The following is a 21,205-nucleotide window of genomic DNA, read 5'->3' as shown; positions in this document are numbered from 1 at the left end:
GTGCGGGGTGGCGCGACTGTAACGCAAAGAAGCCCCGGAAATCCGGGGCTCCTGTAGCGAGGGCGGGACTCGAACCCGCGACACCACGATTATGAGCCGTGTGCTCTAACCACCTGAGCTACCCCGCCGCGGTCTTGCTGGACCGAGCCCCGAGTCAGGATTGAACTGACGACCTTCTCCTTACCATGGAGATGCTCTACCACTGAGCTATCGGGGCCTGCCGCTCTCGCCTCCCGGCGATTGCAACCGTAAGAGCGTAGCACCCGCGCGAGCGTGTTTCGCACACCGTCACTGGATGCAGAACTCGTTGCCCTCCGGATCCTGGAGCACCCAGTGGTACTCGGGGTGCGGGCCCCACATGCCGTCGACGAGCCGCACCACCGTCGCCCCGAGCGCGACGACGCGGTCCTTCTCGGCGTCGACCTCGGCAGGGGCCGCCCGGCGATCGGGGAAGGTGCGCAGGTCGAGGTGCACGCGGTTCTTGCGCTCCTTCTTCTCGGGCACGCGCTGGAAGAACAGCCGCGGCCCCGAGCCATCCGGACTCTCGGCTATCCACCGGTCGGCGAGCTGGTCCTCGGTCATCCCTGACGAGAGCAGCTGCCGGCGCAGCTCGTCCGGGTACTCGACCGGCGGATAGCCGAGCACGTGCGACCAGAACGTCGCGAGCTCGCGCGGGTTCTCGCAGTCGAAGGTGATGTTCGAAACGGATGCCACAGGGCACTCCTTCCCTCGCCTCCGACGGTAGGACGCACCGGCGACATCCGCCAGGCCGCCGCTACTCCCCCGCGAAGGCCGGCAGCGTCACGCCGCGCAGCTTCCAGGCGGCGAACGCGGCGCCGCCGGAGATGAGGTGCACGCCCGAGCCGGTCTCGAAGAACTCGACGTCGCCGACGATCGGGGTGCCGCCCGTCGGCACCGCGTGCGCGGGCAGCACGACGGTGGTCGCCGCGCGGCTCGCGAACACGAGCACGCTCTCGTCGGCGGTCTCGCGCACGAACACGACGGCGTCGTCCTCGATCCACAGCCAGCGGAGGCCGCCGTCGTTGAGCGAGCCGTGCTCGCGCCGCATCCGGATCATGTCGGCGTAGAGCCCGATGATCGGCTCGGCCTTCTCGGCGTCGTGCCACGGGATCGGCGTGCGCGACGCCTCGCCGTTGAAGCCCTCGAGACCGAACTCGTCGCCGGCGAACACGACGGGGATGCCGGGCATCGCCATCGAGAGCCCGAGCGCGACGGGCACCCGGTCGGCACTCGCGACGGAGCGGAAGCGCGGGGTGTCGTGGGTGTTGAGCGCGTTCATGTTGTGCAGCCGCACCCGCCACGGGAAGCTCGCCGCGAACTGCTTGTGCGCGGTGTAGAACTGGTCGCCCGTGTAGGAGGGCACGCGCTCGTGCGCGAAGCCGATGCCGCCGAGCGCCGGGCTCAGCGGCTCGGCGAGCCAGCCCCACAGCGGGCGGGTGAAGTTCGCGTAGGTCATCGCGCCGTGCCAGGCGTCGCCCTGGAAGTCGAGCGTCGCGTCGTTCGTCGACTCGGCGAGCAGCAGCGTGTCGGGGTCGACGTCGACCATCGTGCGGCGGATGGTCTGCCGCACCAGGTGGTTAAGGTCCTGGTCGAGGTAGCGCCCGGTCATGTTCGCGACGTCGATGCGCCAGCCGTCGAGGTCGTACGGCTCCTGCAGCCACGTGCCGACGACGGAGTCCGGGCCCTCGATGAAGCGGTGGCGCAGCTCCGTGGAGTTCCAGTTGAACTTCGGCAGGCTCGGCACCCCGAGCCAACCGACGTACTTCGTCTGCTCGTCGTCGAGCCAGAGGTAGAACGCGCTCTCGGGAGCCGAGGTGTCGCCGTAGGCCCGGCGGAACCACTCGTGGGCGTCGCCGGAGTGGTTGGAGGTGAGGTCGCCGATCACCTTGAAGCCGCGCTCGTGCGCGGCGGCGGTGAGCCGCACGAGGGCCTCGTCGCCGCCGAGCAGCGGGTCGACCTCGTCGAAGGTCGACGCGTCGTAGCGGTGGTTCGACCGCGCCGGGAAGACCGGGGTCAGGTAGATCGTCGTGACGCCCAGCCGCTCGAGGTGGTCGAGGTGCTCGACGATGCCGTCGAGGTCGCCGCCGTAGAACTGGAACGGCGTCTCGGGCCCGCGCCCGACGACGGGCTCGTCCCACTTCGCGGGGATCGCCCACTCCGGCAGCTCGCGGTCGTCGGCCGCGGCGGAGCGCGCGAAGCGGTCGGGGAAGATCTGGTACAGCACGGTCGAGCGGCCCCACGACGGCGGCTCGGGGTAGGCGATGAGCTTGAAGTCCTCGACGTCGAGGGTCTCCGTCCAGTGCACGCCGGTCGCGTTGACCCACGCGTCGCCGCCGTCCTCGAGCGTCACGAGGAAGCGGTAGCCGTGCACGGGGTTCTCGACCTCGACGCCGGCCTCCCACCACGTCCAGTCGTCGACCGTGGCGACGACGGATGCCTCGCTGTACCGCGGCTCCCGGTCGGGGTTCGATCGCGTGTGCACGCTCTTCACCGCGCCGAACACGGCGGGGATGCGCAAACGCACGCGCACGACGTCGCCGAGCAGCGGCGCCTGGGTGGAGACGTAGAGCGGGGACCCGTCGTGGTGCGGCTCGAGAGCGAGGTTGCGATGCACCCGGAGACGATAGCAACGCGAGGCGAGCGGAGGTTGGGGCGAAAGGCCCCCTGGCGTTCGTCAGGGTCGCTGCGGCTACGTTGGAAACATGTCGAACGAGTGGTGGCGCTCCGCTGTCATCTACCAGGTCTATCCCCGCTCCTTCGCGGATGCCTCCGGTGACGGGATCGGCGACCTCGCCGGTGTCACCGAGCGGCTGCCGCAGCTGAAGGACCTCGGGGTCGACGCCGTGTGGCTGTCGCCCTTCTACACGTCGCCGCAGCGCGACGCGGGCTACGACGTCGCCGACTACACCGACGTCGATCCGCTGTTCGGCACGCTCGACGACTTCGACGCGATGCAGGCCGAGGCCAAGCGGCTCGGCCTCAAGGTGATCGTCGACCTCGTGCCCAACCACTCCTCGAGCGAGCACGAGTGGTTCAAGGCGGCCCTCGCGGCCGAGCCCGGCTCGCCCGAGCGGGCGCGCTACATCTTCCGCGACGGCCGCGGCGAGAACGGCGAGGTGCCGCCCAACAACTGGCTCTCCGTCTTCGGCGGCCCGGCGTGGACGCAGATCACTGACGCCGACGGGAAGCCCGGGCAGTGGTACCTGCATCTGTTCGACGGCTCGCAGCCCGACTTCGACTGGAACAACCCCGAGGTGCACGAGCTGTTCCGCGGGGTGCTGCGTTTCTGGCTCGACCGGGGCGTCGACGGGTTCCGCGTCGACGTGGCGCACGGCATGGTCAAGCAGGAGGGGCTGCCCGACGTGCATCCGCTCGTGCAGCTGGGTGACGACGAGCTCACGGCCGACCTCGAGGAGGACCAGGCCGAGGAGACAGCCGCCGAGAAGGAGACCCTCGTCGCCGAGTTCGCCGCCGAGAGCCCCTACTGGGGCCAGGAGGGCGTGCACGAGATCTTCCGCGACTGGCACAACGTGCTCGCCGAGTACGAGGGCGACCGCGTGCTCGTCGCCGAGGCGTGGGTCTCGCCGCTCGAGAAGCTCGCCAAGTGGGTTCGCCCCGACGAGATGAGCCAGGCGTTCAACTTCGGCTACCTCGAGACTCCGTGGAACGCGGCCGAGGTGCGCGCCGTCATCCGCGACTCCCTCGAGGCGTTCAGCGCCGTCGGCGCCCCGAGCACCTGGGTGCTCAGCAACCACGACGTCATCCGGCACACGACACGCTTCTCCGCCGACCCGCTGCCGCCGCAGGGTGCCGGCATCGGCCCGAAGACCCCGACGAAGCTCGACGAGCAGCTCGGCCTGAAGCGCGGACGCGCCGCGTCGATGCTCATGCTCGCGCTGCCCGGCAGCGCGTATGTGTACCAGGGCGAGGAACTCGGCCTGCCCGAGGTCGTCGACCTGCCCGACGAGGCGCGCGAGGACCCGACGTTCCACCGCACCGGCGGCGAGCTGTACGGGCGCGACGGATGCCGCGTGCCGGTGCCCTGGACCTCGACCGGCGACTCCTACGGCTTCAGCCACTCCGGCCGCTCGTGGCTGCCGCAGCCGCCCGAGTGGGCGACGTACGCGCGCGACGCACAGGAGGGCACCGAGGGCTCCACGCTCGAGCTCTACAAGCAGGCGCTTCGCCTGCGCGCCGAGCACGGCCTCGGCACGGGTTCGCTGACGTGGCTGGACGGCTACCCCGACGCGGTCGTCGCGTTCACGAACGGCGACCTCACCGTGATCGCGAACATCGGCACCGAGCCGGTCGGGCTGCCCGGCGGCGAGATCGTGCTCGACTCCGGCAAGGGGACGCACGGGTCGCTGCCCGCGGACACGACCGTGTGGATCCGCACCGCCTGAGGGGCGCTGCGCCGATCACGCACTCGACCGCGGATCATGCATGCGATCGGGTGCGTGATCCGCGGTCGGGTGCGTGTTTCGTTCGGGCGCGTGCTTCGTTGGGGCGGGCTAGTACTCGCCCGCTCCGCTATGCCGCCACCGAACGGTGACCCCGCCCACTTCTGAGTGCGGGTTCGCAGGTCGAATGCCGGTTAGCAACGGCTCGAGACCGTGCGCGGCCGGGCGCTGCGGCACCCGAACATCTGAAATGCGAGCGTGACGGCATGCTTCCGCGCCAACGACATGCGGCGTCATGCCGTTTACGCGCGCGGATGCCGTCCGCGACCGTATCGGCGACGACTCGTGCCCGTGCGGGGCGGCGCGCCGCCGCCCTCGAGCATCCCGGGCCGCTTGGCCTAACCCGGCAAGGAGACGCCGACCTCCCCGCTCGGGGCTCGGCGGCATCCGCTCGACTAGTTGGCGTTCGCGCTCATCCAGGCGAACGGGTCGACCGGCACGCCGTCGAGGTGAATCTCGAAATGCAGGTGCGCACCAGTCGAGGTTCCGGTGTTGCCGACGTTGCCGACCTGCTGGCCGACGCGGACCGTGTCGCCGACGTCGACCGTGATCGTGTTGAAGCCCATGTGCGCGTAGAGGCTCTGGACGTCCTGGCCGTTGACCTCGTGCTGGATGACGACGTAGTTGCCGAAGCCGCTGTCGGTCTCGGACTTGGTGATGACGACACCGTCGGCGATCGCCTGGATCGGGGCGCCCTCGCCGGGCACGAAGTCGAGGCCCTTGTGGTTCGCGGAGCAGGCGGCGCAGGGGCGGTCGCGCATGCCGAAGCCGGCGCTCATGGGCACGCCCGCGGCGAAGGGCCACTGGATGGTGCCGTAGGGGTTGTTGGTGAACGACCCCTTCTGGTTGTCGATGCGGAACTTCTGCACGAACGACGAGACCGTGTAGTCGTCGCGGAGCGCCGTGGCGGGAGCCGCGCCTCCCGAGGCCTGGATCGTGACACCGGCGGTGGCGCGGGCGGCGCTCGCCTCGGCGACCGAGGTCCCGTCGACGAAGAACGCGTTCGCGGGCAGCGACGTCGCGACGAGCAGGCCGCCCGAGAACAGCATCGCGAGTACGCCGACGAACTTGGAGGCGGTGCGGCGACGACCGCCGACCGGGCGGTGCGGCACCTGCTCGGCGACGCCGATGCCGTGCGGGCGCCGGATGCCGCGGCGCGGCGTGTGCCGGGCACGGCTGCCCTCGTGCAGCTGGCCGCCCTCCTTCTCGCGCACGCGGCGCGAGTGGGCGATGCCGGCGTCGTGGGCACGGGCGGGAGCGGTGGGGTCGACCGGCAGCGTGGCATCCGGGACCTCAGCCTCGGGCGCCTCGGCGGCGGCGACCTGCTCGGCACGGCCGCGAACGGCGGCGCGCTCGCGGCGGGCACGGGTCTCGGCGCGCTCGGCACGCACGTGGGCGGTGGCCGCACGGGCGGCGCGGGCCTCCGCGCGGGACTTCGGGGCCGGCGGGGTCGCGACAGTGGGGATCTCGACGGTGGCGGTGATCGGCTCGCCCGTGTTGAACAGGGCGTCGAGCTCGGCGGTGGTGATCGCGCTGGGCACGTCGGTCTTCTCGGCCGCGGGCACCTCGGCGCGGCGACGCAGCGGGAGCGCCTCAGCCGGCGCGGCGGGAGCGGCCTCAGCAGCGGCGCCGGGCGCGGGCTCCGCCACGACCGCGGCGCGGCGGCCGGCGGGCTGCGGGCGGGTCTCGTCGACCTGCTCCTGCTCCTGCTCGCTCGTCACGTCGACGACGGCGGAGGCGGCTGCGCGCTCGGCTTCGCGCATGGCGCGACGGGAGGGGTAGGTCATCTCGGAGATCGTTCCGTCGGAGCGAGGGGTGGCACCCTCGCCTGCCGTCGCCCGCACGGGGCCGACCTCCGTCGTCATCCCTAGACGCCCTCGCTCAGGAGGGGACGGAGAAGCACCGGGACCGTGGTCGAGGTGCTGAGCATGGCGCTTCTTCCGTACGTGAGGCTGATTGGCAGTGGTGGTTCAGGTCGTTCTCACCGCTCTCTGGGCTGACCAGAGGTAACGGATTGGTAAACGACGCTAACAGAGGTCCGAGGTCGAGCCAAACGCATCGACCGGCGTGTGACCCGATCTGGGGTACCCCGTTCGGGGGACACCGTAGCCTCTCATATCCCGGCGGCGATGATCTCCCGCTCGAGTTCCGCGGCGAGCTCCGCGTGCGTCGCGAGGGTGAACTGGTCGCCCGCGCGGCGCCCCTCGAGCCCCGTGACGCTCGCCCCGGCCTCCTGCGCGATGAGCACTCCGGCGCCGTGGTCCCACGGCTTCAGGCCGCGTTCGAAATAGGCGTCGAGACGCCCGGATGCCACGGCGCAGAGGTCGAGCGAGGCGGCGCCGAGCCGGCGCAGATCCCGCACGCGGGTCATCAGGTTGGCGAACCGGTGGGCCTGGTCGCCGCGCTTCTCGGCCTCGTAGCTGAAGCCGGTGGCGACGAGCGCCTGACCGAGCGGCGGCGCGGGCGGCACGTGCAGCCGGCGCTCCCCCAGGTACGCGCCCTCGCCCCGGGCAGCCGTGTACACCTCGCCGATCGAGGGGTTCACGACGACCCCCGCGAGCGCGGTCCACGTGGCGGGGTCGGGCTCGCCCTGCACGACCGCGATGCTCACGGCGTAGAACGGGATGTCGTAGAGGTAGTTGACGGTGCCGTCGATCGGGTCGACGACCCAGGTGATCCCGCTCGTGCCGCCGGCCGCCCCGCCCTCCTCGCCGAGGAAGCCGTCGTCGGGACGGGCCTCCGCGATGCGGGCGCGGATGAGGTCCTCCGACTCGCGGTCGGCGAACGTCACGACATCCGTGATCGAGCTCTTGCTCTCGGCCACCTCGACGCCCTCGGCACGTCGGCGACGCACGAGCTCCCCCGCCTCGACGGCGATGGCGGTGGCGAGTTCGAGCAACTCGGCGGGCTGGGTCATCTGCGTACTCCGCTCTTCGAGAGAACTGGGCTGTTCGAGGCTGTTCGAGTGGATCGGGCCGTCCGAGTCATCCGGGCTGTCAGAGCGAGCCGGGCTGTTCGGGCGAGGCCGGAACGACGAAGGCGGGCCGGGGCGGACTCTCGTCCGCGCCGACCCGCCTGTCTGCTGGTGGCGAGTGAGGGATTCGAACCCCCGAAGGCTACGCCGGCTGATTTACAGTCAGATCCCTTTGGCCGCTTGGGTAACTCGCCGTGGCGCGCCCAGCCGCGATGGTTCGAGCGACCGAATGCGCTCGACAAGGATACAGGCAGCCGAGGGTGCCCGATGCACACGGGCGCTCTCCGCCCCCGGCGTCCGTTCCCTTACGCTGGAACGCATGGCAGATTCCTCGTTCGACGTCGTCAGCAAGGTCGACAAGATGGAGGCCGACAACGCGCTCAACCAGGCGCGCAAGGAGGTCGAGCAGCGCTACGACTTCAAGGGCGTCGGCGCCTCGATCGAGTGGAGCGGCGAGAAGATCCTCATGAAGGCCGCCAGCGAGGAGCGGGTCAAGGCGATCCTCGACGTCTTCGAGACGAAGCTCATCAAGCGCGGCATCTCGTTGAAGAGCCTCGACGCCGGCGAGCCCTTCCCGAGCGGCAAGGAGTTCCGCATCGAGGCGTCGCTGAAGAACGGCATCGAGTCGGACCAGGCGAAGAAAATCAACAAGTTCATCCGCGACGAGGCGCCGAAGAGCGTCAAGAGCCAGATCCAGGGCGACGAGCTGCGGGTGACGTCGAAGAGCCGCGACGACCTGCAGGCGACCATCGCGCTGCTCAAGGGCGCGGACTTCGACCTCGACCTGCAGTTCATTAACTTCCGCTAGTCCACGCCGTGCCCGAGCAGCCCGACCTCGGCGTCATCCGGGCGGCGATCGACGAGCTCGACGAGCGGATCGTCGCGCTCATCGCCGAGCGGCAGCACCGGGTCGAGCAGGCGGGGCTGGTGAAGCGCGGGCAGGATGCCTCGGCCATCGCCGCGCCCGCGCGGGTCGAGGCGGTCATCGAGCGCGTGCGCGGACGGGCCGAGGCGGCGGGAGCATCTCCGGACGTCGTCGAGGCGGTCTACCGGGCGATGATCGCGGAGTTCATCCGACTCGAGCACGGCGTCGCCGGCACCGACGGCGCGCGCTGAGGCATCCGTCCCGCCCGTTCTGGGGCGAAGGGCGTCCAGCCCGCTCTCCCTAGACTTCGAGCATGGATGCCTGGATCACGACCGCCCTGATCGTGCTCGCCATCCTGGTCGATCTCGCCTTCCGCGTGATTGCGCTCGTGGCCGTGCCGATCAACCGCAAGCCGGCGACCGCGACCGCCTGGCTGCTCGCCATCTTCCTCATCCCCTATCTCGGGTTCCTGCTGTTCCTGCTGATCGGCAGCACGAAGCTGCCCAGCGGGCGGCGCAAGAAGCAGCGCGAGATCAACCGGTTCATCCTCGAGACGACCGAGGGCATCGAGCGCGTGCGCCGCGACGCCCCGTGGCCGCCGTGGTTCGAGACCGTCGTCGACCTCAACCGTCGGCTCGGCGCGATGCCGCTCGTCGGCGGCAACACCGCGCGGCTGCTCCCGAACTATGAGGAGACGATCGCCGAGCTCACCGAGGCGGTGCGGGGCGCGAAGAAGTACGTGCACATCGAGTTCTACATCCTCGCCCTCGACGACACGACGGCCCCGTTCTTCGACGCTATGGAGGACGCCGTCAAGCGCGGCGTGCGGGTGCACGTGCTGCTCGACCACATCGCGACCTGGCGCTACCCCAGCTACCGGCGCACGATCCGCAAGCTCAAGCAGATCAAGGTCGACTGGCGGCTGATGCTGCCGATCAAGCCGCTGCAGGGCAAGTTCCAGCGGCCCGACCTGCGCAACCACCGCAAGCTCCTCGTCATCGACGGCAGCGTCGCGTACACCGGCTCGCAGAACATGATCGACTCCGGCTACCAGAAGCGCGGCAACCGCCGGCGCGGGCTGCACTGGAAGGACCTCATGGTGCGCTTCGAGGGGCCGATCGTCGCCGGCATCGACGCCCTGTTCATCACCGACTGGTACTCCGAGACCGACGAGCTGCTCGTGCGCGAGACCGAGCCGATGCGCCCCGCGGATGCCCCGGACATGCTCGACTGCCAGGTCGTGCCGAGCGGCCCCGGCTTCGAGGGCGAGAACAACCTGCGCCTGTTCAACACCCTGATCTACAACGCGACCGAGCGGGTCGTGCTGACCAGCCCGTACTTCGTGCCCGACGAGTCGATGCTCTACGCCGTGACGACCGCCGCGCAGCGCGGCATCGAGGTGGAGCTGTTCGTGTCGGAGATCGGCGACCAGCCGCTCGTCTACCACGCCCAGCGCTCGTACTACGAGGCGCTGCTGCGCGCGGGCGTGCGCATCTGGCTGTACCGCGCGCCGACGGTGCTGCACGCCAAGCACTTCACGATCGACGACGAGGTCGCCGTCATCGGCTCGAGCAACATGGACATGCGCTCGTTCACCCTCAACCTCGAGATCTCGGTGATGGTGCGCGGGCGCTCGTTCGTCGAGCAGCTGCGCGGCATCCAGCAGTCCTACCGCGAGGCGAGCCGCGAGCTCACGCTCGACGAGTGGCTGAACCGCCCGATGCGCGTCGCCGCGCTCGACAACGTGGCGCGCCTGACGGCGGCGGTGCAGTAGGCCGACTGCTCTCTAACGGAGGAGAAATCGGCTTCGCGAGTCGGAATCCGACCGAAAAGGACGGAATCTCCTCCGTTGGGCGCACCCCCGGTGTCGAGTAGCCCGCGCAGCGGGCGTATCGAGACCCCGGGCAGCGCGAGGGTCTCGATACGAGGCTGCCGCGCTACTCGACCGCCGGGCAGGGTGGCCTAGCGGCTGACCGGCACCGAGCGGCGGCGGCTGATCTCCACCATCTCCTCGCGCGGCACGACCTTGACGCGCTGGCGCCCCTCGGCCTCGCCGAGCGCGAGCTCGTGCTGGTCGAGCGCGTGCCATCCGGAGAGATCGGTGTACTCGATGCCACGGCTCTCGAGCAGCTCGACGACGGATGCCTCGTCGGGCTGCGCCGGGGTCCACCAGTTGCCGCCGTCGTTGACGAGGTTGCGGATGGTCTCCATCGCGTCGGACTTGGTGTGCCCGATGAGTCCGACGGGCCCGCGTTTGATCCAGCCGGTCGCGTACACGCCGTGCACGAGGGCGTTCTCGTCGTCGACGACGCGGCCCTCCTGGTTGGGGATGACGCCGTGCTTGTGGTCGAACGGGATACCCGGCAGCGGCGACCCGAAGTAGCCGATCGCGCGGTAGATGGCCTGGATCGGCAGCTCACGGATCTCGCCGGTGCCGACGACGCCGCCCTGCCCGTCGGGCGCGGTGCGCTCGTACCGGAAGCCCTCGACCCGGTCGGTGCCGAGCACCTCGAGCGGCTTCGCGTAGAAGTGCAGGTGCAGGCGGCGGGAGGCCTGGCCGACCTCGCGCTTGCGCCACTGCGTGAGCACCCGGTCGATGACGGTGATCTGCTTGTTGGTCGCGATCGCGTTGCGCGAGGCCTCGTCGTAGTCGAAGTCCTCGTCGTAGACGATCATGTCGACGTCGCGCAGCTCGCCGAGCTCGCGCAGCTCGAGCGGCGTGAATTTCACCTGCATCGGGCCGCGGCGGCCGAAGACGTGCACGTCGGTGACCGGCGACTTCTTCAGGCCCTCGAAGACGTTCGCGGGGATCTCGGTGGGCAGCAGGTCCTCGGGGTGCTTCGCGAGGATGCGGGCGACGTCGAGCGCGACGTTGCCGTTGCCGATGACCGCGACCTCCTTGGCCTCGAGCGGCCACTCGCGGGGGTAGTCGGGGTGGCCGTCGTACCAGCTGACGAAGTCCGCGGCGCCGTAGCTGCCGGGCAGGTCGATGCCCGGGATGTCGAGGTCGGCGTCCTTCACGGCGCCGGTCGCGAAGATGACGGCGTTGTAGTGCTGCTTGAGGTCGTCGAGCGTGATGTCGCGGCCGTAGAGCACGTTGCCGAAGATGCGGATGTCACCGCGGTCGAGCACCTCGCGCAGCGCGTTGATGATGCCCTTGATGCGCGGGTGGTCGGGGGCGACGCCGTAACGCACGAGCCCGTAGGGCGCGGGCAGGTGGTCGAACAGATCGATCGAGACGTCGAAGTGGCGTTCGGCCTTGAGCAGGAGGTCGGCGGCGTAGATGCCGGCCGGGCCGGCACCGACGATGGCGACGCGCAGTTTCACGGGTGATCCTTTCTGGGGCGGGCGCTCCCGCTCGCCCGGCTCCAGGCCGGACGGGGACGCGCCCGACTCACGACGAGCGTTCGACGATCTGCTCGGCGAAGCGGGTGAGAGCCTTCTTCACGGGCCCCGCGGGAAGGGGGCCGAGTGCGGCGATCGCCTCGTTCGCCCAGCGGTGCGCCTCAGTGAGGGTACGACGAGTTACCTCGTGTTCGCGGAGTTCGGCGATGGAACTGCTGAAACCCTCAGCCGGAGCGTCCGGGTCGAAGGCGGCCTCGACCTCGCGCTCGATGCGGGCGAGGAGGCCGGCGGCGGAGGCATCCGTCTCGGCCTGCTCGCGGAGGTAGAGGAGCGGCAGCGTCGAGACGCCGGCGCGGAGGTCGGTGCCGGCGGTCTTGCCGGTCTTCTCGGGCTGCGGCGAGAGGTCGATGACGTCGTCGATGAGCTGGAAGGCGACGCCGACCTTCTCGCCGAACTCGACGACGGGCTCGCGCAGCGCCTCGTCGGCGCCGGAGAACATGATGCCGACCTCGGCCGCGGTGGAGATGAGCGAGCCGGTCTTGTCCGCGAGCACCTGCAGGTAGTGCTCGATCGGGTTCTCGCCGTCGCGGGGGCCGATGGTCTCGTGCAGCTGGCCGAGGCAGAGCCGCTCGAACGTCTTCGCCTGCAGGCGCACGGCTCCCTCGCCGAGCGAGGCGATGAGCGTCGCGGCGCGGGCGAAGAGCAGGTCGCCCGTGAGGATCGCGACGGAGTTGCCCCACACGTTCTGTGCGCTCGGGACGCCGCGGCGCATCTGCGCCTCGTCCATGACGTCGTCGTGGTAGAGCGAGGCGAGGTGGGTGATCTCGACGGATTTCGCGGCCGTGATGACGTCGTCGGTCGCGCCGGTGCCGAGCTGCGCGGTCAGCAGGGCGAGGGTCGGGCGCACGCGCTTGCCGCCCGCTTCGAAGAGGTAGCGGCTCGTGACATCCGCGAGGTCGTCGGTGAACTGCAGTTCCTCGAGCAGACCCTCCTCGACCTTCGCGAGCCCCTGGTCGATGGCGTCGGCGAAGGCACGCTCCTCGCGGCTGGCGAAGAGCTTCTCGTTGAACCCCAGGGCCGCGCTCAGCGTGCTCTTGCTGCGGCGAGCGAGGGGCACGCTCGGATTCACGGTTCTCAGCCTACTAACGGGGGTCGGAGGATCTGTCGGGTTCTGTCGCGCCCTTATTCGGTGCGCGAACCCTTGGCGGCGGCCCGCTTGCGGACCGAGAGGCGCACCTCCTGGGCGGGCTTGCGTCCACGGTGGAGCGCGACGATGCCCGCGGTGAGGTTGCGGTAGGCGACGCGAGTGAAGCCCGCGCCCCGCAGCCAGCGGCTGAGCTCGAGCTGGTCGGGCCACTCCTGGATCGACTCGCCGAGGTAGGTGTAGGCGTCGGGGTTGCTGCTCGCGACGCGCGAGACGGTCGGCATGACGCGCTTGAGGTAGAAGCCGTAGCCGGCACGGATGAGCGTGGCGGGCGGCTGCGAGAACTCGCAGATCACGACGCGTCCGCCGGGCTTGAGCACGCGGTACATCTCGGCGAGCGCGACCTGCGGCCGGTTGACGTTGCGGAGGCCGAAGGAGATCGTCACGGCGTCGAACTCGTCGTCGCCGAACGGCAGCACCTCGGCATCCGCCTCGACGAACTCGATCTCGGGGTGGCGGCGACGTCCCTCGGCGATCATGCCCGGCGAGAAGTCGACGGCGGTGACCTCGGCGCCGCTCTTGGCGAGCGCGGCGGCGCTCGTGCCGGTGCCGGCGGCGATGTCGAGGATCTTCTCGCCCTTCTCGGGGGCGATGGCCCGGACCGTCGCGAGGCGCCAGATCGCCGCGTTGCCCACGCTCAGCAGCGCGTTCATGCGGTCGTACTTCTTGGCGACTCCGTCGAACATCGCGGAGACCTCCTGGGGCTCCTTGCTCATGTCCGCTCTGGTCACCCCGGAATTCTACAGAGGGGTCGAACGCCTAGGCTTGACGGGTGCCCAGGCTGCGCGTGACGACAGAGCGCATCGACGATCCGGGGCGGATCCTCCGGCGCCTCGACCCCCGGCATCCGCTGCTCTTCCAGCGGCGCGGGCAGGGGCTCGCGGGCGTCGGCGAGGCGCTGCGCCTCACCTTCACCGGGCCCGACCGCATCACGGATGCCGCCGCCGCGTGGCACCGCGTCGTGGCCGACGCCACGGTCGACGACCGCGTCGGCGTTCCCGGAACCGGCCTCGTCGCGCTGGGAGCGTTCGCGTTCTCCGGCCGCTCCGAGGTGTCGAGCGTGCTCGTCGTGCCGCGCGTCACGGTCGGCCGCACCGACGAGGTGAGCTGGGTCACCCGCGTGAGCGTCGACGGCGAGGAGCCGGATGCCGCGGTGCCGCCGCGCACGCCGCTCGGACCCGAGTTCCGCAGTCCGCTGCATCCGGGGCGCATGTCGGCCGACGACTACGAGCGCGCGGTCGCCGCGGCGCTGTCGCACATCGAGCGCGGCGACGTGGAGAAGGTCGTGCTCGCCCGCGACCTCGCCGGCCGGGTGCCGCGCGAGGCGGACCTGCGCCTCGTGCTCGAGCAGCTCACCACCGCCTATCCCGACAACTGGACCTTCTGCGTCGACGGCACCCTCGGCTCGAGCCCCGAGCTGCTCGTGCGCGTCGACCGCGGCGTCGTGCAGGCGCGCGTGCTTGCGGGCAGCACCGCCCGGGGACGCGACGCCGAGTCGGACCAGGCGGCGGCCGCCGCACTCGCCACGAGCACCAAGGACCTCGACGAGCACCGCTACGCCGTCGAGAGCGTGCTGTCGGCGCTGACCCCGCACACGCGCGCGCTCGCGTCGATGGAGCAGCCGTTCACCCTCAAGCTGCCGAACCTGTGGCACCTCGCGAGCGACGTCGAGGGCACGCTCACCGACGGGTCGACCTCGCTCGACCTACTCTCTGCGCTGCATCCGACCGCCGCGGTCGCGGGCACGCCGACGGAGGCCGCGCTGTCGCTGATCGACGAGCTCGAGCCCTTCGACCGCGGCCGCTACGCGGGGCCGATCGGGTGGGTCGACGCGAACGGCGACGGCGACTGGGTGATCGCGCTGCGCTCGGCGCAGGTCTCCCCCGACGGCGAGGTCACCGCGTGGGCGGGTGCCGGCGTCGTGGCGGAGTCGGTGCCCGAGCGGGAACTCGCGGAGACCCGCATGAAGTTCCGGCCGATCGTGGAGGCGTTCGGGTAGAGCGCGGCCGGGACCCCGCCGCCGACGGCATCCGGAGTGCATGGCGGCATGGTGCAGCATGCCGTTTAGCCCGTCGGATGCCGTTGGGTGCGAGGGTCTCGATACGCCCGCTACGTCGGCTACTCGACCGCCGCGGCGGGCAGCCCCTACCGCTCGAGCGGCACCTCGATGAGGGTCGGCGCCGCCGTCGGGCTCAGCGCCTGCTCGAGGTCGCCGCGGTTCTGCACGAGGCGGTACTGCCACCCGTACGCCTCGGCGAGCGCCGCGAACGACACCTGCTGCGGCGTGAGCAGCACCCGCTCGAAGTCCTCGGCGGGTGCGGTCGCGGCGACCTCGAGCCCGTCGAAGATCGTGCCTCCGCGGTCGTTGCCCACGATGACCTGCATCCGCGGCCGTTTCTCCCCGGGCGCCGCGAGCAGCGCGCCCACGTCGTGCAGGGCCGCGAGGTCGCCGAGCAGCACCCGGGTCACGCCTGGCCGCGAGGCATCCGTCTGCGAGGCGAGCGCGATGCCCGTCGCGGTCGCGATCGTGCCGTCGATGCCGGCGAGCCCGCGGTTGGCGTGCACGCGCAGCTTCTTGCCGGGCACGACACGGTCGGCTTCGCGGATGAGGCGCGAGGCGCCGAGCACGAGCCGGTCGTGCGGCCACGTCGCCGCCCACACCGCCTGCACGAGCGCGCGCCGGTCGACGCGGGCGCGCACCCGGGCGAGCTCGGCGCGGCGGAAGTCGGAGTTCGTGGCGCTCTCGTCGGCGCCGACGGCGCGGGTGTCGTCCGCGAGCAGCGCCCGGCTCGCCGCGACCCACCGGCCGGCCCAGCCGCGCGGCTCGGGCTCGCCCTCGTAGGCGAGCGCGTCGACGAAGCGCGCCACCCGGTGCCCCGGGTTGTAGTCGTCGACGCCGGGCGAGCGCACGACGATGACCTCGACGTCGGCGCGGCCGAGCAGCGCCGGGACCTCCCGCGACAGGGTGGGGTGCCCGAACACGATCGCGCGCCGCACCTCGCCGCCGAACTCGGCGAGCACTTCGCGGTACGCGGCAACCAGGTTGGGGCCGAACCGGGCACCCGAGGCGACCTCCGCGAGCAGGGGCGCGCCGAGCGCGTGGGCGAGTTCCTCGGCGGCGGGGCCGGCGCCGGTGCCGGCGATGACGACGGTGCCGGATGCCGGTTCGAGCAGCACGGGCGCCGCGTCATCCGGAGCCGGGGCGGGCGCCGGCGCGACCTCGGGCGTGGGCACGACCGCCGACAGCGGCTCGCGGAAGGCGAGGTTGAGTTGCACGGGTCCGGATGCCGCCTCGGCGAGCGCCCACTGCACGACCTCGGTCGCGGGCGGTGCGTCGGGCGGGGCGGGGAAGTCGCGCGACGCGACGACCGCGGAACCGAACACGCCGAGCTGGTCGGTGGTCTGGTTCGCGCCGATGCCGCGCAGCTCGGGCGGACGGTCGGCGGTCAGCAGCACGAGCGGCGCCCCGGAGTGCCGCGCCTCGAGCACGGCGGGGTGCAGGTTGGCGACGGCGGTGCCGGAAGTGACGACGACGAGCACCGGCGTGCCCGTCTCCGCGGCGAGGCCGAGCGCGGTGAAGCCGCCGACCCGCTCGTCGATGCGCACGTGCAGCGACAGTGCGCCCTGCCGCTCGAGCGCGGCGGCCGCGAGCGCGAGCGCCTGCGAACGGGAGCCGGGGCTCAGGACGACGTGCCGCACCCCCGCCGCGACGAACTCGGCGAGCAGGCTCGTCGCGAAGTCACTGGCGGGTGAGGCGCTGCCGTCACTCCTTGGGCTTGTCATCGTCGAGGTCGGCGAGCTCCTGCTCGAGCCGGCGCAGCCGCTCCTCGCGCTCGCGCTCGTCGGCGAGCTTGCGCAGGAAGTTGGGGTCGTCGTCGGGGGCGACGACGCGGCGCTCGGGCTTGCCGGGGCGCCAGATCTTGCCGAGGGTCAGCCACAGGATGCCGCCGAGCGCCGGCAGCACGACGACGAGCACGGCCCAGCCCCACTTCGGCAGGGCCCGCATGCGGTCGCGCGGCGTCATGAGCACGTCGACGAACGTGTACACGGTGAAGGCCACCGCGATCGCGACGAGTCCGAACACCAGGCGTGCCATGCCCGGAATTGTAGGCCTGCCTGCTTCCCGCCGCTTGTGCGTGCATCACGGTCCGGTCACGGTCCGCACCGCAGCGGCGCAGGGCGGTCGCACCTAAACTGTCGGCCGTGAACTCGTGGGTCGGCTACAGCATCCTCCGCGTCCTGTTCTTCGCGGTGCCGCTCGCCGCCATGCTCCTCACGGGGCTCGAGCCGTGGATCGCGGGCGTGCTCTCGGCGATCATCGCCTTCTGCCTGTCGTACATCCTGCTCGGGCGCCGCCGCGACCGGCTCGTCGCCGACCTGCGCAGCAAGCGCGGCAAGCCGACCACGACCGACGACGAGGCCGCGGAGGACGACGTCGCCGAAGCGCGCACCGACGCGGATGCCGCGGCGGCGCGCTACCGGGAGGGCGAGGAGCTCGGCCCGACCGCGTCAGAACGCGATCGCGGCGGCGAGACCCGCACCGAATAGCAGCACCGTCAGGCTCGTCACCTGCAGCGCGGTGATGAGCTCGCGCGAGGTCTTCGCCGTCAGGGTGATGACGATGGCCGGCACCGCGGCGAGCAGTGCCAGATAGACGTACGGCGCCCGCGCGTAGAAGAGCGCGAAGAACACCAGGATGCCGAACGGCGCCAGCATGAAGAAGGTGTAGAGCACCCGCGCCCAGGTCGGCCCGAGGAGCACCGCGAGCGTGCGCTTGCCGGCGAGGCGGTCCTGGTCGATGTCGCGGATGTTGTTGACCATGAGCACCGCGCAGGCGAGGAACCCGATGGCGACGCCGGCGAGCCAGCTCTCGATGTTGACCGTGCCGAGCTGCACGAACGTCGTGCCGACGGTGGCGACGAGCCCGAAGAACACGAAGACGAAGACCTCGCCGAGGCCGAAGTAGCCGTAGGGCCGCTTGCCCCCGGTGTAGAAGTAGCCCGCGACGATCGCGGCGGCGCCGACGGCGAGCAGCCACCACTGCTCGGTGCGGATGACGATCGCGAGCCCTGCCACGGCGGCGAGCCCGAAGAAGACGAGCGCGACCGTCAGCACGGTGCGCGGCTTCGCGGCTCCGGAACCGGTCAGGCGGGAGGGGCCGACGCGGTGCTTGTCGGTGCCGCGCACGCCGTCGGAGTAGTCGTTGGCGTAGTTGACGGCGATCTGCAGCAGCACCGAGACGGCGAGGCAGGCGAGCGCGAGCTTCCAGCGGTAGCCGCCGGCGACCGCGGCGGCGGCGCTGCCGAGCAGCACCGGGGCGACCGCGACGGGCAGCGTGCGCAGGCGAGCGCCGCCGATCCAGTCCGCGGCCGTCGCCTTGCGCGCGACCGGCGCGTTCGGGCGGCCGCCCGGACGGCCGCTCCTGCCCTTCGCGGCGGGGCGGTTCTGCGGACGGCGGCTCGTCTTGCTTGCTGGCACGCCGAGATTCTAGGCGGGGGCATCCGCGCTCCCGCCGCCGCCCCGCCTGACCGGCCGCAGGGCGGCGGGTGCGAATGCTGGCAGTACGCCCTGTGAGTTTGCGCCGCGGCCGCGTTTGGGAGTGCCATGGAGAGATGAGCACTCCGGTCACGCCCGATACCGCCGAGCACGGTACGGCGCTCAAGCGCGTCATCACGGGTCCCCTGCTGTTCTTCTTCATCGTGGGAGACACGCTCGGCGCCGGCATCTACTCGCTCGTCGGCACGATGGCGGCGGATGTCGGAGGCGTGCTGTGGCTGCCGCTGATCATCGCCCTCGTGGTGGCGCTGCTCACGGCGGGCACCTACGCGGAGCTCATCACCAAGTACCCGCACGCGGGCGGTGCCGCCCGCTACGCGGAGCGCGCGTACAAGAAGCCGTACGTCACCTTCATCGTCGGCTTCCTCATGTGCGCCTCGGGCATCACGACGGCGGCGTCGCTGGCGAACGCGTTCGCGGGCGACTACCTGTCAGCGCTCGTCGACGTGCCCGCGATCCCCGTCGCGATCGCGTTCATCGCCGCCCTGACCCTGATCAACCTCCGCGGCGTCAAGGAGTCGCTCGGCACCAACGTCGGCGCCTCGCTCATCGAGGTGACCGGCCTCGTGATCGTCATCATCGCCGCGGCGATGGTCGTCGCCGCCGGCACCGGCGACCCCAGCCGCGTCTTCCAGTTCAACCCCGAGGTGCCGCCGGTGCAGGGCGCGTTCGCGGCCTCCATCATCGCGTTCTTCTCGTTCCTCGGCTTCGAGGCCGCGGCGAACATCGCCGAGGAGGTCAAGGACCCCTCCCGCGTGTACCCGCGGGCTCTGTTCGCGGCGCTCGGCACCGCCGCCGTCATCTACCTGCTCATCGCCCTCGGCGCGGCCGTCGTGCTGCCGATGGACGAGCTCGCCGGGTCGACCGGCCCGCTCCTCGCCGTCGTGAGCGCGAGCCCGATCGCCGTGCCGGACTGGCTCTTCGCGATCATCGCCCTCATCGCGATCGCGAACGGCGCGCTGCTGTTCATGGTGATGGCGAGCCGGGTGGCCTACGGCCTCGCCGAGTCGGGCCTGCTCCCGAGCGCGTTCGGGCGGGTGCTGCCGAGGCGCCGCACCCCCTGGGTGTCGATCCTCGTGGTCGGCGGCGTCACCGCGGCGCTCACCCTCGTCGGCGACATCGGGCTGCTCGCCGAGACGACCGTGCTGCTGCTGATCCTCGTCTTCATCTCGGCGAACATCAGTGTGCTCGTGCTCAAGAAGGACAAGGTCGACCACAAGCACTTCTCGATCCCGCGGGTCTTCCCCGTGCTCGCGACGCTCGCGAGCCTCGTGCTGCTGACCCAGCAGTCGATGGGCGCCTGGATCGGCGCGATCGGCTACGCGGTGATCGGCACCGTGCTCTACCTGATCGCGCGGGCGACCCGGAAGGGGCGGCCGGCTGAGCTGACGGAGAACGTCAACGGCTGACCGGCCGCGCCCCCGCGTCAGTCGGTGACGTCCTCGGCGTCCTCGAGCGTCTCGGGACGCAGCAGCGCCGCGGCCCCGACGATCTCGAAGCCGAGCACGCGGCCCTCCTCGTCGAGGTCGATGGTGATCTCGCCGCCGGGCACCTCGACGACCAGGCTCTGCGCGGCCTCGTCGTCCTCGATCTCGGGCACGAGGTACACGTAGGCGGCGTCCGCCTCGGTGTCGATCGCGACGTGGGGAACGCTCATGCTGGTGTCTCCTTGTTCTGCGCCAGTGCGGCGATGGACCGGCGGTCGGGCTTGCCCGTCGGGGTCTGTGGAAGCGCGTCGACGGTGATCACGTCGACCGGTCGAGCGGCAGCGCCGAGCGCGTCGCCGACGGCCGAGCGGATGCCGGCCAGGTCGGACGGGCCGGTCGTGACGACGACGGGGCTCTGGCCCCACCGGTCGCTCGGCACCGCCACGACGACGCTGTCGGCGTGGCCCGGCAGCCCGCGGACGACGCGCTCGATCGCGGCGAGCGACACGTTCACGCCGCCGGAGACGATGACGTCGTCGACGCGCCCGGTCACGGTCAGCCGCCCGTCGTCGTCGAGGAACCCGGCGTCGCGGGTGCGGTACCAGCGCTCGCCGGTCTCGTGCGGGAACGCCTGCTCGGTGGCATCCGGCCGCCCGAGGTATCCCTCCGCGAGGGTGGGGCCGCCGAGCTGCACTTCGCCGTCGACGATGCGCACCCGGGTGCCGGCGAGAGGCAGGCCGTCGTAGACGCAGCCGCCGCAGGTCTCGGTCGCGCCGTAGGTGAGGGTCAGCGCGACGCCCTTCGCACCCGCGTCGGCGACGAGCGACCCCGGCGTCGCCTGACCGCCGACGAGGATGCGGCGGAAGCGGCGCAGTGCCTCGACGCCGCGGTCGTCGGCGAGCAGCCGCGCGAGCTGCGCCGGCACGAGCGACGTGTAGCGGTCGGGGGCGTCGAGCCGGGCGGATGCCTCGGCGAACGCGTCGACGGTGAAGCGCTCCCCCTCGACCGCGACGGGAGGGAGGCCGAGCGGACTCGTCACGGCGCGGGTCAGCACGTTGAGCCCCGCGATCGACGCGACAGGCAGGGCCAGCAGCCACTGGCCCGGCACGCCGAGCGCGGCCTCCGAGCCGGCGGCGCCCGAGAGCACGGCCTCGGTGCTGAGCGCGACGAGCTTCGGGTCCGCGGTCGAGCCGCTCGTGCGCACGACGAGCGCGACCTTCTTCTCGACCTCGTCGGGCACCGCGCCCTCGCCGACGTGCAGGGCGGGCCCGCCCGCGAGCGCGTCGCGCAGCGCCGCGTGCACCTCGAGCGCCTCCGCGGTGGGCGGCAGGGTGCGGAGCGGTCGGGTCACGG

Annotated in this window: 19 protein-coding genes and 3 tRNA genes; 7 read left to right on the top strand and 15 right to left on the bottom strand. The window is 71.4% G+C overall.

Features of this window, described 5'->3' with window-relative positions; all coding sequences use genetic code 11:
- Positions 1-54 precede the first annotated feature (54 nt).
- The 4 genes from JUB10_RS04485 to JUB10_RS04470 form a co-directional block, all read right to left on the bottom strand.
- A tRNA-Met gene (locus JUB10_RS04485) sits at positions 55-128 on the bottom strand.
- Positions 129-145: 17 nt separating this feature from the next.
- Positions 146-217, bottom strand: a tRNA-Thr gene (locus JUB10_RS04480).
- 71 nt (positions 218-288) lie between these two features.
- Positions 289-714 carry a VOC family protein gene (locus JUB10_RS04475; protein ID WP_207454497.1) on the bottom strand — a complete coding sequence of 142 codons (426 nt, stop codon included), beginning with the start codon at positions 712-714 and terminating at the stop codon, positions 289-291.
- A 61-nt stretch (positions 715-775) separates the two neighbouring features.
- Entirely contained in the window at positions 776-2,635 is a 1,860-nt protein-coding gene (locus tag JUB10_RS04470; protein ID WP_207454496.1) for a glycoside hydrolase family 13 protein, read from the bottom strand.
- Positions 2,636-2,723: 88 nt separating this feature from the next.
- Here JUB10_RS04470 and JUB10_RS04465 point away from each other — a divergent pair, with 88 nt between their 5' ends.
- A complete protein-coding gene (locus JUB10_RS04465; RefSeq protein ID WP_207454495.1) occupies positions 2,724-4,424 on the top strand; it encodes a glycoside hydrolase family 13 protein in 1,701 nt (566 codons plus the stop codon).
- A gap of 452 nt (positions 4,425-4,876) precedes the next feature.
- Here the strand turns inward: JUB10_RS04465 and JUB10_RS04460 are convergent, their stop codons facing one another.
- The 3 genes from JUB10_RS04460 to JUB10_RS04450 all read right to left on the bottom strand — a co-directional run bounded on the left by JUB10_RS04460 (position 4,877) and on the right by JUB10_RS04450 (position 7,649).
- A complete protein-coding gene (locus JUB10_RS04460; protein ID WP_207454494.1) occupies positions 4,877-6,268 on the bottom strand; it encodes a M23 family metallopeptidase in 1,392 nt (463 codons plus the stop codon).
- A gap of 326 nt (positions 6,269-6,594) precedes the next feature.
- Complete coding sequence (locus tag JUB10_RS04455; RefSeq protein ID WP_207454493.1) at positions 6,595-7,398, bottom strand: inositol monophosphatase family protein; 804 nt, start codon at positions 7,396-7,398, stop codon at positions 6,595-6,597.
- Positions 7,399-7,564: 166 nt separating this feature from the next.
- Positions 7,565-7,649: transfer RNA gene (locus JUB10_RS04450), tRNA-Tyr, on the bottom strand.
- A gap of 125 nt (positions 7,650-7,774) precedes the next feature.
- Here JUB10_RS04450 and JUB10_RS04445 point away from each other — a divergent pair.
- The 3 genes from JUB10_RS04445 to cls all read left to right on the top strand — a co-directional run bounded on the left by JUB10_RS04445 (position 7,775) and on the right by cls (position 10,094).
- Positions 7,775-8,263: a YajQ family cyclic di-GMP-binding protein gene (locus JUB10_RS04445; protein WP_207454492.1), complete on the top strand. Its 489-nt coding sequence runs from the start codon at positions 7,775-7,777 to the stop codon at positions 8,261-8,263.
- 8 nt (positions 8,264-8,271) lie between these two features.
- The gene (locus JUB10_RS04440) at positions 8,272-8,571 is read left to right on the top strand and encodes a chorismate mutase (protein WP_207454491.1); all 300 of its coding nucleotides are present in this window, start codon (positions 8,272-8,274) and stop codon (positions 8,569-8,571) included.
- Between the two features lie 62 nt (positions 8,572-8,633).
- On the top strand, positions 8,634-10,094 hold the full coding sequence (gene cls, locus JUB10_RS04435; RefSeq protein ID WP_207454490.1) for a cardiolipin synthase: 1,461 nt from the start codon (positions 8,634-8,636) through the stop codon (positions 10,092-10,094).
- A gap of 188 nt (positions 10,095-10,282) precedes the next feature.
- On the opposite strand, the gene JUB10_RS04430 is transcribed toward cls, so the two are convergent.
- The 3 genes from JUB10_RS04430 to ubiE all read right to left on the bottom strand — a co-directional run bounded on the left by JUB10_RS04430 (position 10,283) and on the right by ubiE (position 13,600).
- The gene (locus JUB10_RS04430) at positions 10,283-11,647 is read right to left on the bottom strand and encodes an FAD-dependent oxidoreductase (protein ID WP_307859093.1); all 1,365 of its coding nucleotides are present in this window, start codon (positions 11,645-11,647) and stop codon (positions 10,283-10,285) included.
- A gap of 67 nt (positions 11,648-11,714) precedes the next feature.
- Positions 11,715-12,794 (bottom strand): polyprenyl synthetase family protein, encoded by a 1,080-nt coding sequence (locus JUB10_RS04425; RefSeq protein WP_207454489.1) that lies wholly within the window; start codon positions 12,792-12,794, stop codon positions 11,715-11,717.
- Positions 12,795-12,847: 53 nt separating this feature from the next.
- Positions 12,848-13,600 carry a bifunctional demethylmenaquinone methyltransferase/2-methoxy-6-polyprenyl-1,4-benzoquinol methylase UbiE gene (gene ubiE, locus JUB10_RS04420; RefSeq protein ID WP_307859092.1) on the bottom strand — a complete coding sequence of 251 codons (753 nt, stop codon included), beginning with the start codon at positions 13,598-13,600 and terminating at the stop codon, positions 12,848-12,850.
- Between the two features lie 41 nt (positions 13,601-13,641).
- Here ubiE and JUB10_RS04415 point away from each other — a divergent pair, with 41 nt between their 5' ends.
- On the top strand, positions 13,642-14,868 hold the full coding sequence (locus tag JUB10_RS04415; protein ID WP_207454488.1) for an isochorismate synthase: 1,227 nt from the start codon (positions 13,642-13,644) through the stop codon (positions 14,866-14,868).
- A 146-nt stretch (positions 14,869-15,014) separates the two neighbouring features.
- Here the strand turns inward: JUB10_RS04415 and menD are convergent, their stop codons facing one another.
- Together menD and JUB10_RS04405 are read right to left on the bottom strand one after the other, a co-directional pair.
- A complete protein-coding gene (menD, locus tag JUB10_RS04410; protein ID WP_207454487.1) occupies positions 15,015-16,652 on the bottom strand; it encodes a 2-succinyl-5-enolpyruvyl-6-hydroxy-3-cyclohexene-1-carboxylic-acid synthase in 1,638 nt (545 codons plus the stop codon).
- Complete coding sequence (locus JUB10_RS04405; RefSeq protein ID WP_207454486.1) at positions 16,633-16,965, bottom strand: PLD nuclease N-terminal domain-containing protein; 333 nt, start codon at positions 16,963-16,965, stop codon at positions 16,633-16,635. The genes menD and JUB10_RS04405 overlap by 20 nt, the downstream gene beginning before the upstream one ends.
- A gap of 107 nt (positions 16,966-17,072) precedes the next feature.
- On the opposite strand from JUB10_RS04405, the gene JUB10_RS04400 reads away from it, so the two are divergent.
- A complete protein-coding gene (locus JUB10_RS04400; protein WP_207454485.1) occupies positions 17,073-17,417 on the top strand; it encodes a DUF4229 domain-containing protein in 345 nt (114 codons plus the stop codon).
- On the opposite strand, the gene JUB10_RS04395 is transcribed toward JUB10_RS04400, so the two are convergent.
- Positions 17,379-18,347: a 1,4-dihydroxy-2-naphthoate polyprenyltransferase gene (locus JUB10_RS04395; RefSeq protein WP_207454484.1), complete on the bottom strand. Its 969-nt coding sequence runs from the start codon at positions 18,345-18,347 to the stop codon at positions 17,379-17,381. The genes JUB10_RS04400 and JUB10_RS04395 overlap by 39 nt on opposite strands.
- Before the next feature lie 134 nt (positions 18,348-18,481).
- On the opposite strand from JUB10_RS04395, the gene JUB10_RS04390 reads away from it, so the two are divergent.
- On the top strand, positions 18,482-19,834 hold the full coding sequence (locus JUB10_RS04390; RefSeq protein WP_207454483.1) for an APC family permease: 1,353 nt from the start codon (positions 18,482-18,484) through the stop codon (positions 19,832-19,834).
- Positions 19,835-19,851: 17 nt separating this feature from the next.
- On the opposite strand, the gene JUB10_RS04385 is transcribed toward JUB10_RS04390, so the two are convergent.
- Positions 19,852-20,082, bottom strand: coding sequence for a DUF2283 domain-containing protein (locus JUB10_RS04385; protein ID WP_207454482.1), 231 nt, complete (start codon positions 20,080-20,082; stop codon positions 19,852-19,854).
- Positions 20,079-21,203, bottom strand: coding sequence for an AMP-binding protein (locus JUB10_RS04380; protein ID WP_307859091.1), 1,125 nt, complete (start codon positions 21,201-21,203; stop codon positions 20,079-20,081). Before JUB10_RS04380 ends, JUB10_RS04385 begins: the two co-directional genes overlap by 4 nt.
- Positions 21,204-21,205 lie beyond the last annotated feature (2 nt).

The sequence above is a fragment of the Desertivibrio insolitus genome (genome assembly GCF_017355965.1).
Classification (GTDB): domain Bacteria; phylum Actinomycetota; class Actinomycetes; order Actinomycetales; family Microbacteriaceae; genus JAFIQW01.
The sequence above is the reverse complement of the archived record's forward strand: the minus strand, read 5'-3'. Positions and strand labels throughout refer to the sequence as shown.